Origin of the sequence: Streptomyces sp. NPDC097640 (assembly GCF_040302705.1) — a bacterium.
GTDB lineage: Bacteria > Actinomycetota > Actinomycetes > Streptomycetales > Streptomycetaceae > Streptomyces.
In genome coordinates, this window is sequence record NZ_JBEOSB010000020.1 from 1 (window position 1) to 12,794 (window position 12,794).

12 protein-coding genes are annotated in these 12,794 nt (G+C 71.9%); 7 read left to right on the forward strand and 5 right to left on the reverse strand.

Going from position 1 to position 12,794, the window contains the following annotated elements:
• Positions 1-117: 117 nt before the first annotated feature.
• The 4 genes from ABTY62_RS28640 to ABTY62_RS28655 all read left to right on the forward strand — a co-directional run bounded on the left by ABTY62_RS28640 (position 118) and on the right by ABTY62_RS28655 (position 4,077).
• Positions 118-1,128, forward strand: coding sequence for an aldo/keto reductase (locus ABTY62_RS28640; RefSeq protein WP_352132295.1), 1,011 nt, complete (start codon positions 118-120; stop codon positions 1,126-1,128).
• A gap of 62 nt (positions 1,129-1,190) precedes the next feature.
• The gene (locus ABTY62_RS28645) at positions 1,191-2,429 is read left to right on the forward strand and encodes a sialidase family protein (RefSeq protein WP_352132296.1); all 1,239 of its coding nucleotides are present in this window, start codon (positions 1,191-1,193) and stop codon (positions 2,427-2,429) included.
• Positions 2,422-3,102, forward strand: coding sequence for an SDR family NAD(P)-dependent oxidoreductase (locus ABTY62_RS28650; protein ID WP_352132297.1), 681 nt, complete (start codon positions 2,422-2,424; stop codon positions 3,100-3,102). Before ABTY62_RS28645 ends, ABTY62_RS28650 begins: the two co-directional genes overlap by 8 nt.
• Positions 3,103-3,267: 165 nt before the next feature.
• Positions 3,268-4,077, forward strand: coding sequence for an endonuclease I family protein (locus ABTY62_RS28655; RefSeq protein ID WP_352132298.1), 810 nt, complete (start codon positions 3,268-3,270; stop codon positions 4,075-4,077).
• Between the two features lie 35 nt (positions 4,078-4,112).
• Here ABTY62_RS28655 and ABTY62_RS28660 read toward each other — a convergent pair whose 3' ends face one another.
• Positions 4,113-4,739: a ScbR family autoregulator-binding transcription factor gene (locus ABTY62_RS28660; protein WP_352132299.1), complete on the reverse strand. Its 627-nt coding sequence runs from the start codon at positions 4,737-4,739 to the stop codon at positions 4,113-4,115.
• A gap of 111 nt (positions 4,740-4,850) precedes the next feature.
• On the opposite strand from ABTY62_RS28660, the gene ABTY62_RS28665 reads away from it, so the two are divergent.
• On the forward strand, positions 4,851-5,831 hold the full coding sequence (locus ABTY62_RS28665) for a ScbA/BarX family gamma-butyrolactone biosynthesis protein (RefSeq protein WP_502997533.1): 981 nt from the start codon (positions 4,851-4,853) through the stop codon (positions 5,829-5,831).
• 320 nt (positions 5,832-6,151) lie between these two features.
• Positions 6,152-6,829, forward strand: a complete 678-nt coding sequence (locus tag ABTY62_RS28670) for an HAD family hydrolase (RefSeq protein ID WP_352132301.1) — start codon at positions 6,152-6,154, stop codon at positions 6,827-6,829.
• Between the two features lie 32 nt (positions 6,830-6,861).
• Here the strand turns inward: ABTY62_RS28670 and ABTY62_RS28675 are convergent, their stop codons facing one another.
• From ABTY62_RS28675 to ABTY62_RS28690, 4 genes are all read right to left on the reverse strand, one after another.
• Complete coding sequence (locus ABTY62_RS28675; protein WP_352132302.1) at positions 6,862-7,344, reverse strand: hypothetical protein; 483 nt, start codon at positions 7,342-7,344, stop codon at positions 6,862-6,864.
• Between the two features lie 103 nt (positions 7,345-7,447).
• On the reverse strand, positions 7,448-8,437 hold the full coding sequence (locus tag ABTY62_RS28680; protein ID WP_311730646.1) for an SCO0930 family lipoprotein: 990 nt from the start codon (positions 8,435-8,437) through the stop codon (positions 7,448-7,450).
• Between the two features lie 191 nt (positions 8,438-8,628).
• Positions 8,629-10,143, reverse strand: coding sequence for an NADH-ubiquinone oxidoreductase-F iron-sulfur binding region domain-containing protein (locus tag ABTY62_RS28685; RefSeq protein WP_311730647.1), 1,515 nt, complete (start codon positions 10,141-10,143; stop codon positions 8,629-8,631).
• Entirely contained in the window at positions 10,131-10,982 is an 852-nt protein-coding gene (locus ABTY62_RS28690) for a ferric reductase-like transmembrane domain-containing protein (RefSeq protein WP_352132303.1), read from the reverse strand. Before ABTY62_RS28690 ends, ABTY62_RS28685 begins: the two co-directional genes overlap by 13 nt.
• Before the next feature lie 558 nt (positions 10,983-11,540).
• Here ABTY62_RS28690 and ABTY62_RS28695 point away from each other — a divergent pair.
• On the forward strand, positions 11,541-12,578 hold the full coding sequence (locus ABTY62_RS28695) for a PucR family transcriptional regulator (RefSeq protein WP_385336664.1): 1,038 nt from the start codon (positions 11,541-11,543) through the stop codon (positions 12,576-12,578).
• Positions 12,579-12,794 lie beyond the last annotated feature (216 nt).

A 12,794-nucleotide genomic window follows, 5' to 3' on the forward strand; every position in this document is an offset into this window, starting at 1 on the left:
GCCCGAATCCCGCAGGATGTGCAGCGTCTGCTCCTGCGAAGAGGTGGGGTAGACGGGGACGGTGACAAGACCGGCGGCCCAGGCCCGGGGCGCGCCGGCCGAAGGAGCCACCCCCCGATGACCGACCCCGACACCACCCGCCGGACCTCGCCCGGCGCGGTGCAGCTGCCCGGCGTACCGGTGCCGCTCTCGCGCCTGGTGCTGGGCACCATGACCTTCGGCGACACGGTGGACCGCGCCGGTGCCGCCGCGATGCTGGACGCGGCGCTGGACGCCGGGGTGACCGGTGTGGACACCGCCAACGCATACGCGGGCGGGGTCACCGAGACGATCCTGGCCGAGCTGCTGCCCGGCCGCCGGGACCGGATCGTGCTGGCCACCAAGGCCGGAATGCCGCACCCCGACCACGGCGACCACTCCCCGCTGTCCGCGCGCGGGCTGCGGGCGGCCCTCGAAGGCAGCCTCCGGCGCCTGGACACCGACCACGTCGACCTCTTCTATCTGCACCAGCCCGACCGGTCGGCCCCGCTCGAGGAGACGCTCGGCGCCGTCGCCGAGTTCGTCGCCGAGGGCAAGGTCCTGGCGCTGGGCGTGTCCAACTACGCGGCGTGGCAGATCGCCGAGGTCGGCCACACCGCGGAGCGGGTGGGCGCGCCGCGCCCGGTGGTCGCCCAGCAGCTGTACAACCTGCTGGCCCGGCGGGTCGAGGAGGAGTACCTGGAGTACGCGGCCACCAGCGGCGTGCGCACCATGGTCTACAACCCGCTCGGCGGCGGGCTGCTGACGGGCCGCCACACTTTCGAGGAGACGCCCGGGTCGGGGCGGTTCGGCGACTCCCGGCTGGCCGAGATGTACCGGCAGCGGTACTGGGACCCCCGGCTCTTCGAGGCCGTGCGGGACCTGGCCCGGATCGCCGAGGGCGCGGGCCTCGGACTCGTCGAGCTGTCGCTGCGATGGCTGCTCGGCCGGGACGGGGTGGACGCGCTGCTGCTCGGCGGCTCGCGCGTCGAGCATCTGCTGGCCAATGCGGCGGCCGCGCAGGCGGGTCCGCTGCCGGCCGACGTGGTCGCGGCCTGCGACGAGGTCGGGGCCCGGCTGCGGGGGCCGATGCCGGCGTACAACCGCTGACGTCCCGCTCCAGCATCACTGTGATCCGACACCCACCCCGCACCATCGAAGGAGCCCGCGGCATGACCGCCGACCACGACACCACCCCAGTGCAGTCCGACGAGGCGCTGCGGACCGACGGGCGGGTGCGCGAGCGCCCGGACGACCCGGCGCGCGCCGAGGCGTTCCTGCCCGCGCCCGCCGTGCAGAACCACGCCGCCAACCTGGCCGTCCTGCCCGGGGGTGACCTGGGGTGCGTGTGGTTCGGCGGTACGCAGGAGGGTGTCGCCGACATCTGTGTGTGGTTCTCCCGGCTCGCCCCGGGCTCGGACACCTGGACCGACCCGGTGCAACTCTCCGACGACCCGACGCGCTCGGAGCAGAACCCCGTGCTCTTCTCCGCGCCGACCGGCGAGCTGTGGCTGCTGCACACCGCCCAGCAGGCGGGCAATCAGGACACCGCCGAGGTGCGGCTGCGGACCTCGGCGGACGGGGGCGCCACCTGGGGGCCGACGCGCACGCTGTTCGCGGCCACCGCGACCGGCGGTGTCTTCGTCCGCCAGCCGGTGGTGGTCCTGGAGGACGGGCGGTGGCTGCTGCCGGTGTTCCACTGCGTGGCCACCCCGGGTGTCCCGTGGGTCGGCGACCACGACACCAGCGCGGTGATGATCAGCGATGACCAGGGGCGGACCTGGCGCGAGCGGCCGGTGCCCGGGTCCACCGGCTGTGTGCACATGAACATCCACCCGCTGCCCGACGGCACCCTGCTCGCGCTGTTCCGCAGCCGGTGGGCGGACGCGGTGTACCGCTCGCACTCCCACGACGGGGGCGAGACCTGGAGCGAGCCGGTGCCGACGGAGCTGCCGAACAACAACTCCTCCGTCCAGTACGTCCCGCTCGCCGACGGACGGCTCGCGCTGGTCTACAACCACAGCAGCGCCGCGGACGCCACCGCGCGCCGGGTCTCGCTCTACGACGAGATCGACGAGGACGGCCAGGCGGGTGAGTCCCCGGCCGCCACCGCCGCCACCGCCCCGGCCGAGGTGGCCGACGGCGGCAGGACCGCGTTCTGGGGCGCGCCACGCGCCCCGATGACCCTGGCCCTCTCGTCCGACGGTGGCCTGACCTGGCCGCACCGCAGGGATCTCGACACGGGCGACGGACACTGCCTGACCAACAACTCGCGCGACCGCCTCAACCGCGAGCTGTCCTACCCGTCCGTGACGCAGACGCCGGACGGCGCGCTGCACATCGCGTACACCTACCACCGCCGGGCCATCAAGTACGTGCGGGTGGCGCCGGATTGGGCGGCCGATGTCTGAGCCCCGCCACGCGGTGGTCACCGGCGCCAGCTCCGGCATCGGCGCCGCCATCGCCGCCCGGCTGCTGGACGAGGGGTGGCGGATCACCGGGATCAGCCGTACGGAGCCGGTGTCCGCCGAGCGGATGCGCTGGATCCCGGTCGATCTGGCGCGGCCGGAGGCGCTGCGGGACGCGCTCGCCCCGGTGGCCGGGGTGGACGCGATCGTGCACGCGGCGGGTGTTCAGCGCTCCGCCCGGCTGGGCGGGTTGTCGGCGGCCGACGGCGAACTGATGTGGCGGGTCCATGTGCAGGCGGCCGAGGTCCTGGTCGACACCCTGGCGGACCGGATCGCGGACGGGGGCCGGGTGGTGCTCGTGGGCAGCCGCACCATGACCGGTGTTCCGGGCAAGAGCCAGTACGCGGCCACCAAGGCGGCGCTGGCGGCCATGGCCCGGTCCTGGGCCGCGGAGCTGGCGCCGCGCGCGGTCACCGTGAACGTCGTGGCGCCCGGCCCCACGGACACCCCGATGCTGCGGGACCCCGGCCGCAGCGCGACCCCTCCGGTCGTGCCGCCGCTGGGCAGGCTCGTACGCCCTGAGGAGGTGGCCGGGCTGACGTCGTTTCTGCTCGGGCCGGAGGGGGGCTCGACCACCGGCCAGACGCTGGTGATGTGCGGGGGCGCGTCGTTGTAATCCCCCGCAGGGAGGGAGGGCGGGAGAGAGGCACGGAGCTCTCCCGGGCGGGTTTAGTCATGACCCTGTCACAAAACCTCTCCCTGCCGTTCACCTTTGGGAGATCCGCTCTCTGACACGCTTTCGGCGATCGAACGTGAATCGGGGAGAGGACCGCCTGTGCACATGACCCGTGTGACCCGCTGGAAATCCCTGGCCCTGCTGGTCTGCGCGGTGGCCGTGACCGCCACCGCGCAGGCCCCCGCCACCGCCGGCTCCGCGCCCACGAGCCCCGCGCTCGCCGGTGGATACGACGACACGTACTACAAGGACGCCATCGGCAAGACCGGTGAGTCGCTCAAGGACTCGCTGTACAAGATCATCAGCACCAACTCGAAGGTCTCGTACAGCCAGGTCTGGGAGGCCCTCAAGAACACCGACGAGGACCCGCGCAACTCCGCCAACGTCATCCTGCTCTACTCCGGCCGGTCGCAGAGCAAGAGTTCCAATGGCGGCAACGTCGGCAACTGGAACCGGGAACACGTCTGGGCCAAGTCGCACGGCGACTTCGGCACCGCCACCGGTCCGGGCACCGATCTGCACCATCTGCGCCCGGAGGATGTGTCGGTCAACAGCACCCGTGGCAACAAGGACTTCGACGAGGGCGGATCCCAGGTGTCCGGGGCACCCGGCAACTACACCGACGCCGACTCCTTCGAGCCCCGCGACGCCGTCAAGGGCGATGTGGCCCGCATGATCTTCTATATGGCGGTGCGCTACGAGGGCGGCGACGGCTTCGCCGACCTCGAGGTCAACGACAAGGCGGGCAACGGCAGCCAGCCGTATCTGGGGCGGCTGTCCGTCCTGCGCAAGTGGAACGCCGAGGACCCGCCGGACGCCTTCGAACAGCGGCGCAACCAGGTGATATACGACGACTACCAGCACAACCGGAACCCGTTCGTCGACCACCCCGAGTGGGTCGACGAGATCTGGTAGCCACGCGCCGGTAAGGCCCGCCCACGGCCCCGCGCTCAGCCCTGCCGGGCCACCGGGAGCAGCTCCATCGGGGCGGGGCGGGCCTGGAGCGAGGGCAGCAGCAGCGCCCAGAGATCGGACAGATGGTCCTCGATGGACCGGCGCCGGTCCAGGGCCTCGGAGACGGTGTGCACGCCGAAGAAGGCGCACACCACCGTCCGGGAGGCGCGCTCGGGGTCGATGTGCGGGGCGAGCTCGCCCTCGGCGCGCGACCGCTCCAGCATCGCGGTCACGGCGTCGATCCAGCCGACGAAGGGCGGCGGGAGCGGCGCCGCGATCAGCGTGCGCTCCGTCCACAGCCGCGCCCCCGCCCGTACGACGATGTCGTCGCGGAAGGCGCGGGCCACCGCGAAGCTCAGCCCCACCAACTGCTCCAGGGCGGGGGTGCCGGGGGCGGGCTCGGTGTGCCGCTCGATCAGCGGCGGCCAGGTGGCGAAGTGTCCCTCGACCACGGCGAGCGCGAGTTTCTCCTTGCTCGCGTAGTGGAAGTAGATGGCGCCGCTGGTATGGCCGGACCGGGTGGCGATGTCGCTGATGCTGGTGCCGGCGTAGCCCCGTTCGTCGAAGAGGGAAGCCGCCGCTTCCAGGAGGGATCGGCGTGTCTGCTCGGCCCGCTCTTGCACGTGGTGTCCGTCCTCGATCCGTCGCGTGCGATGCGTTGTCGGGGTGAATTTAGCGGACTTCTCGCGTGTCATGGAGGTGAAGACCCACAGGTCAACGATTATTAATATTTTATGGCCATTATTGGTGAGGCGCGTGGTTTTCCAGAGCCGCCGGAGCCTGGGAAGCGCCCGCAGCGCGCACAACCCCCGGAACCGTGGGAGCTCGCGGTGCCGCGGCTGAGCTGGTCCCGCACCGTGGCGCGCGAGGCGGTGCACCGCACCTCGGTGGCCGAGGTGCTGCTCACCGATGTCCGGGCGCTGGGCGGGGACCGGTTCGTGGCCGCGGTGCAGTGGCCCCGCTCCCACCCCACCTTCCCGCACGGTCCGGACGGCCGCCATCACCCCCTGATGGTCGCCGAGACCCTGCGCCAGCTGGGCATCTATCTGCCCTCCCGCCACTTCGCGACCGCCGCGGGGGCGCACTTCGTGATCAAGGACCTCTCCTTCGTGCTCGACCCGTCCGCCGAGCCGCGGGTCGAACACGGGGCCACGGACGTGGTCTGCCGCGCCGCCGTGGCCGACGTACGCACCACCCCCTGCGGCCGGTTCGTCTCCGGGCTGCGCCTCGACATCCGGCTGCTCACGGACGGGGTGCCCTTCGCGCGGGCCGGCGGCACCGCGCGTTTCCTCGCCCCGGAGGCGTACGAGACGGCCCGCCGCGCGGCGCCGGAGCCCGCCGCGCGACCCCGTTCGGAAGTCCTCGCGCGGCCCTCGCCGCGGTCAGTGGCGGTGCCGGCGGAGCGTGACGTCATGGTGGTGCGGGAGGCGGGTGCCCTGCGCCTGGACCCGGCGGACCTGCGCCACCCGTTCTTCTTCGACCACTGGAGCGACCATGTGCCGGGCCTGGTCCTGCTGGAAGCCGCCCGCCAGGCCGCGGCGTTGGCGACGGGGGGCGTGCTGACCCGCCCCTTCGGCTGCCGGCTGCGTGCCCTCCGGTTCACCGAATTCGCCCCGCCCGCCCGGGTCGAGTGCGTCCCGTACGGCCGGACCTGTGTCTTCCGGCTGCGGCAGGCGGGGGAGTGGACCGCGGTCGGCGTGCTTCGGTACGTCTGAGCGACGAGCACCCGACCGCAGAACACGGAACCGGCGAACACGACACCGGCGAACACGACACCGACGAACGAAACGCCGACACATAGTAGTCTCTTGCTTACTGCGGGTCATCTAACTACCGTAGTGATCGTTATCTTTCGGGCAGGCGACTCTCCGCCTGTACGGCTTCCCGCGTCGCGCGAGCGATCAGGCGCTCGCGGATCGGACGGCAGCGGTCGGCGCTCTCGCGCCTGAGCCGCCAGGAACCCCACTGCGCTGGTCTTCCGCAGGTACAGGCACACCCTGCGCCGATTCGTCCACTCCCATGGAACGGCAGGCAGATGACAGCCAACACGCTTCTCGCTTGGACCCCCGCAGCCATCGTCTTCGACTGCGACGGGACCCTCATGGACTCCGAACGGCACTGGGAGAAGGCGCGCGAGGTGGTGCTCGGCCGCCACGGATCCACCGTCGACCGGCAGTTCGCGAACGCCACCAAGGGCCTTCACTACAGCGAGTGCGGCCGCATGATGGCCGAGTACGCCGGGGCCCCCGAACTCGCCGGGCAGATGACCGCGCAACTCCTGGAGAACTTCCGCCAACTGGTGGCCGAGGACCCGGTCACCATGCCCGGGGCCAGCGAAATCGTCCGCAAGGCCGCCCAGTTCGCCCCACTCGCCGTGGCGAGCAACTGCCCACGCGACGTGGTCGAGGCCGGGCTCTCCCGCGCCGGCCTGCTGCGGTACTTCGGCCATGTGCTGGTCCCCGAGGGCGAGGTGCGCCCCAAGCCGCATCCGGACGTGTATCTGGAGGCCGCCCGCCGGTGCGGTGCGGCCCCCGGCGACGCCCTGGCGGTGGAGGACTCCCAGTGCGGCTTTCTGTCCGCGTCCCGGGCCGGGCTCAGAGTCCTCGGGGTGGGCCCCCGCAAACCCGCGGACGAGCGGCCACCGGTGGACCTGTGGGTCGCCAGCCTCGCCGATCCCGACCTGCTCAGGTGGGCGGACACCCGCAGATCCTGAGGGCCGCACGGCCGGGCCGACATGACACGGAGTCAGCCGTGCTGCGCGTGTTCGGAGTGGCCCTGCCCGGGCTCCATCTCCATGCCCTGGTGGGAGGTTCCGATCTCGATGGTGCCGCCGAGCTTGGTGCGGAGCGGCTTCAGGGAGTTCTCCGAGGGGGCCGTCACCGACCAGCGGTAGCCGACGAGATAGGTGCCGCCGTAGTCCTTGGACTCCGACAGCCACTCGCGCTTCCCCTTGTCGGTGGCGAAGGTGACCAGGGTGTACTGGGACTTGCCGGACTTGCACGCCGCCTGGCGCAGCTCCTCGGCGTCGGTGACGACGTTCGCCTTGCAGCCGATGGCATCGGCGATCTTCGTCAGCGTCGCGGGTCCGGCGGTCTTCACGGCGGAGCCCTCGGCGGACGGGGAGGTCTTCTTCTGCTCATGGCCCGCGTGGCTCTGCCCCTGGCCGCCGGCGCAGCCGCTCACCAGCAGCACCGCGCAGAGCGCGGTGGCACGCAGTACGTGTGACACGTCAACCTCCCGGTAGTGGTCCGGCGGGGAGGCCCGGGGGCGCCGGTGGCCTCGGGCCCCCCGCTCGGTGGACCGCTGATTGATACGGATCGCTGTTCGTACTTCACTCCGAGGCGGACACGCCGGCCTTCTTGGCCTTGTCGGTGACCGCGAACCAAAGCCCCTGCTTGCCCTGTCCGTTGGTGTCGCCGGGCTTGGTGTCCCCGGTGAAGGTGTACAGCAGCCAGCAGTCGAAGGCCAGCTGCTTGGAGCCGTCGGGCCGGGTGAAGGTGGTGAGCTTCTTCGGGTCCACGCCCGCCACCTTGGAGGTGTCCACGGGCTTGACGGGCTTCCAGGTCTCCAGGCAGGCGCCCAGGCAGCCGGTCTTCATCGGCCAGGCGCTGTCCTTGTCGAACCGGTAGACGGTCATGCCCTGGCCGTCCACGACGATCTTGCCGAGCTTGGCGTTGTCGTTGACCGAGAGCTGGAGGCTGTCGTCCTGGGCCGCCTTCTTCCCGGCCGGCTTTCCGTCGGGCGCCAGGGCGTTCCAGGTGCCGCCCACGCCGTGGCCCTTGGTGTCCCCGGCCTTGGTGTCCCCGGCGAAGCGGTACACCGGCCAGCCGCCCAGCGTGAGCTGCTTGGTGCCGTCGGCCCGGGTGGTGGTGCCCAGCTCGCCCTTGTCGATCCCGGTGCTGACGGTGGCGTCGGCGGCGGGCACCGGCGGCCACTTGGTGGCGCAGGCGTCGTTGCAGTTGGACTTGGGGGAGGCGCCGGAGGTGTCCTCGTCGAACCGGTAGAGCGTCCAGCCCTTGCTGTCGGTGACGACCGAGCCGAGCTTGGGGACGTCGCGCACCGACAGCTGCTTGGCCGGGCCGGTCAGCGCGTCCTTGCCGGACTCCGTGGCGCCGCTGTCGCCCCCGGCCTCGTTTCCGGAGCCGGCGCTGGTGCCGTAGCCCGACGACCCCGAGGTGGCGCCCACGCCCACGGTCTGGGTGCCGCCGATGGGCTGGACGTTGGCGCTGCCCGAGGACTTGTTCTCGGTGCTGCCGCACGCCGCGGTCATCAGGACCATCGCGACGGAGGCCCCGGCGAACGCGATCTGCCGCTTCTTCATGCCCACTCCTTCAAGCTTGCGGTCCGGCGGCTGTTTTGCGCCGACGTCACTTGCATACGGAGCAGGTCTCGGCGGGCGTTCATGGGCTTCAAAATTTGTCATCAGACGCAAAAACACGTGTTTCCGTGAGCACAGACGAATCGACGGCCGTTATAGGACGGCCGTCGAGTGGGGGGAGATCGAAGCGGGGGCTACTCCTCGAGGCGCAGCGCCAGCGCGGGGCACCGCCGCACCGCGCGGACGGCCTGCCCGCGCAGCTGGCGGGGCACCCCGTACTTGGCCCGGTGCGGATAGCCGTCGATGCCGAGCTCGATCACCTCGGGGAGGATGTCCGCGCACAGCCCATGGCCCTGACACAGCGTCCAGTCCACGAGGAGCTGCTCCGAGGCGTCCCGCTCGTCCCGCCGGGTGGCCGAGGGGCCCGGTGGCAGGGCCAGCGGCCCGGAGGAGGCGCCGTCGGTCAGCGGCAGCACCCCGAGCGTGGGACGGCCGCATCCGGGGCCCAGCGCGTGTTCCCGGAACTCGTCCGGAAACGCGTCCAGCGCGGTGGTCACAAAGCCCGCCGTGCCATCGGGGTGGCTACAGGCGCCACGGCGCTTCACCGACTCGATGTACGCGCTCACGCTGTCCAACGCCGCCTGGCCACCGCCCCGTTCCACCTGGCCGATCGCGTCCGCGAGCGCGGGCAGCCCGATGAAACAGGGCCCGCACTGGTTGGCGGTCTCGCCCGCCAGCCAGCGCGCCACCCGCGCGGTCTCGCCGACCGGGCAGGTGTTCTCCGGGATCGGCAGCACCGCCCCGGCCCCGAGCCGCGCGTTGTACTTCTCCATGGACTCCCGGGAGATGTTCACCGACGCGAGACTGTCGGGCAGCAGCCACTTGCCGTGGTAGCCGCCCACCAGAACACCCTGGCCCGGAGTGAGGCCGCACAGCTCCAGGACGTAGCTGAGCGGCACCCCGAACGGGGTTTCCATGACGAACTTCCCGCCCACCGTCAGCAGGGTGGTGCCGGGCTCGGTGGGCAGCCCCACCGAGCGGAACGGCAGGGCGCCCATCCGCGCGGCCACGGCGAGCTGCGCATACGTCTCGGTGTTGGACAGCAGGGTCGGCAGCCCGGCCAGGCCGCTGTCGCTGGTGCGAATCTTGCGGCCGTTGGGGATGGCGGGCGCGCCGCTGATGCCGTTGATGACGGCGCCGCCCTCACCGGCGACGAACCGGTCGTCCGTCACGCTCACCTGCACCCGCGGGCCGCTCGGGCCGCGCTCGGCGATGGCGGCGTTCAGCGACTCCTCGACATCCGGCCGGTGGACGGCGATGGCCACATCGTCGGCGCCCAGCGCGGTGGCCGCCAGCACGGCGCCGTCGATGACCAGATGCGGGGTGTGCAGCAGCAGCGCGGTGTCCTTGAGACAACTGGGCTCGCCCTCACTGCCGTTGACCACCACCGCGCAGCGGCCGTCCCGGCGGCCCGCCGACTCCATCACGGCCGTCAGCTTCTTGGCGAACGGAAAACCCGCGCCGCCTCGGCCGCGCAGGTCGATGTTCTCCGCGAGGGCCACCAGTTCGTCCGCCCGCAGGGCGGGCATCGAGCCGTGGACGGTCAGGTGTCCCACCCGGTCGAGCCGGTATGTCTCGTCCAGCCCGGCCAGCAGCCGGGGCGGATCGATACAGGCCAGTCTGGGTTTGGTCGAGATCACGCGCCCCACCCGCGCGAGGCGCCGAGGGGTTCACCATCACGCGAGGAGGCCCCGCCGGCCGGGGGCGCGGACGACATGGGCCTGCGCGGCCCGCCGCCCTGGGGGCCGCCGACCGCGTTCATCTGGCCGGTGATGACGGCGTCGCGCTCGCTGCGCTCGGCCCGGCGGGTGGCGAGCCGGATCCACAGGGTGATGGCCACCGCGGCCAGCGCCATGATGTATCCGGCGGTCGCCCAGTCCTTCGCGGCGCGGCCGCTCTTCAGACCGTGGATCAGCGCGGCACACCACGCGGGGTAAGCGGCCACATGCAGCGCCCGCCACCAGCGGTACCGCCAGCGCGACTTGCCGGCGGAGGCGAAGGAGCTGCGTACCGCTCCGGTGACCGCCGCCGTGATGAAGAGGTATCCGGCCAAAGTGCCAAGTCCGATCAGCACAGGTTTATTTGCGTCAGCGAACGGTATCACGATGGCCGCGGCGGGCGTCCGGCTCTCCGCCACCTTCACCCACACATGGAGAACGAGGAAGAGCAGGCCGGCCACCGCGGCGCCACGGTGGACACCCTGGGCGAGCAGCCGGTGGTTCGAGTGCAGGATCAGCCGGTCGGTGGCCGCCAGGCCCCAGAGCACGGCGCTGCTCAGCGAGACCAGTGCGAGGACACCGGCCCCGAAGTCGAGGAAGGCCCAAGTTTTCGTGAACGCACCGGCGTTGCCGGCCACGATCAGCGAGAGTATGACCGCCGCCACAGCGGCGTACAGCACGGTGTGGCGCGGCCAGCCGATGCCGGCTCGGACCGGGCGGGCGCGGCGGCCGGCCCGTCGTCCGCCGGGTCCTCCGGGTCCTTGTGGCATGGTTGATCCTCCGCGGCGAGCCCTGCGGCGCGGCCCCGGAATCGGGGGAGTCGGCGGCTGGGGCATGGGCATTCGAAGCCTCCCGATCGCGCCTGATCGCGCGAATGACGAGTACGTCAAGTCGTCGTTGGGTACGGCAGCATCTCCGAACTACACGTGATCTCCATAAGATTTGTCGTAATGTGACAACTTCTTGTGGACGACCACTGCCCACACCGTCTCGGGCTGCTCCACTGTCATTTCGATGGCAAAGACCCGGCAAAGCGCCGGGACCGGCAGGGGAGGGGTGCCTCCAAGATTCATCGGAGGACCCTCGACTCCCTCTTCCGGAGCGGACGACCGGCGACGGAGGCAACCTCCACGGGCCTGACCGACCCCCCAACGGGCAGGCCTCCCCCCGGCAAGAACGAGGTAATGATGGGCGAACTCGCGAACCGCATCTGGTCCCCCCGTCCCCCCCGTGGCGAGCGGACCCGCGTCCTGCGCAATGAACTCCCGTCCCTGGCCGAAGAAGTGGTTGAGACCCTTCGGCGCAGGATTCCGGGATTCGCCGACCTCTTGGAGGACACTGAGCGTGACAAGGTCCGATGGACGGTCGAACAGGCCCTCCTGACGGCTTTCGGCTACCGGTCCCCTGGCGAGGAGGCCACCGAGCAAGCGGTGGCCGACGGAGCCCGGGGCCGTAAGTCCCTGACCGAGGTACCGCCCGAGCGGGCCAGGCGTGACCTCTTCGACGCCCTCGTGGGCGAAGTGCCCGTGTCCGAGCGGGCGCTGGCCGAGCTGTCCCGGGCCGCCCGCTGGCCCCTGCCCGAGACGGTCCAGGCCATCGTGCTGCCCACCCCGGGCGAGGCGCCGCAGCTGGCCGCGGTGTTCGGCGACACCCTCATCGGCGCCGTCGGCGACGAGCTGTGCCTGCTGATCCCCGACCCGGTCGCGGACACCGTCCCGGACACCCTGGCCGAGCCGGCGGCGACCGCCGAGCCGGACCCGGACCGGGAGCCCGCCCCCGAGCCGGCCTCCGGGCGCGGCGCCCTGGAGACCGCGCTGCGGGGCCGCACCGCCGCCGTCGGCCATGTCGTTCCGCTGAACGACACGGCCTCCTCGGTGCGGTGGGCCCGACGGCTGCTCACCATGACCCATGCGCGCAGCGGCCCCGAGGCTCGGATACTCTTCGTGGACGATCACCTCTCGACGCTGCTCCTGCTCCAGGACGAGTCCCTGGTGCGGGCGTTGGCGTCCCGGTGGCTCAAGCCGCTGGCCGGACTGACCCCCCGGCAGAGCGAGCGGTTGCAGATGACCCTGCTCGCATGGCTCGAGGGCGGCGGCGCGCCCGAAGCGGCCAAGGCGCTCAAGGTGCATCCGCAGACCGTGCGCTACCGGCTGCGCCAGATCGAGAAGCTCTTCGGGCCCGGCCTGCGCGACCCGCGGATACGCTTCGAGCTGGAGATGGCGCTGCGCGGCCGCCGGCTGATGGCGCAGATGGACCGGATCCGGCGCCACTACTCCCGGGCGGTCACCCGCCGCGGCCGGGGCGCGCCGACCGGGCTGCGGCCCGTGGGCGGCATGGCGAGGGAGGCGCGCGTCAACGGACTGTGAGCCGGGGCGTAGGCCCTGTCCGGCGGATCTTGACGCGTGCGGCGGGCTCGTCCCCCACCCCGCCCCTTCCCGAAACTGGAACTCCGCCCCAGACCCCAGGAGTCCAGGGGCAAAGCCCCCCACGCGGCGGAGCCGCACATCGACACTGCGGGAAGGGGCGGGGAGGGGACAGCATCGATGTGCGGCTCCGCCGCGTGGCCGGCGGACACCCCCCGG

What these genes read in the sequence shown, in the direction of transcription:
- ABTY62_RS28665 (WP_502997533.1), top strand. Translation starts at nt 4,851, where the DNA reads ATGGCCATTATTGGTGAGGCGCGTGGTTTTCCAGAGCCGCCGGAGCCT.
- ABTY62_RS28680 (WP_311730646.1), bottom strand. Translation starts at nt 8,437, where the DNA reads ATGAAGAAGCGGCAGATCGCGTTCGCCGGGGCCTCCGTCGCGATGGTC.
- ABTY62_RS28690 (WP_352132303.1), bottom strand. Translation starts at nt 10,982, where the DNA reads ATGCCACAAGGACCCGGAGGACCCGGCGGACGACGGGCCGGCCGCCGC.
- ABTY62_RS28655 (WP_352132298.1), top strand. Translation starts at nt 3,268, where the DNA reads ATGACCCGTGTGACCCGCTGGAAATCCCTGGCCCTGCTGGTCTGCGCG.
- ABTY62_RS28650 (WP_352132297.1), top strand. Translation starts at nt 2,422, where the DNA reads ATGTCTGAGCCCCGCCACGCGGTGGTCACCGGCGCCAGCTCCGGCATC.
- ABTY62_RS28645 (WP_352132296.1), top strand. Translation starts at nt 1,191, where the DNA reads ATGACCGCCGACCACGACACCACCCCAGTGCAGTCCGACGAGGCGCTG.
- ABTY62_RS28640 (WP_352132295.1), top strand. Translation starts at nt 118, where the DNA reads ATGACCGACCCCGACACCACCCGCCGGACCTCGCCCGGCGCGGTGCAG.
- ABTY62_RS28670 (WP_352132301.1), top strand. Translation starts at nt 6,152, where the DNA reads ATGACAGCCAACACGCTTCTCGCTTGGACCCCCGCAGCCATCGTCTTC.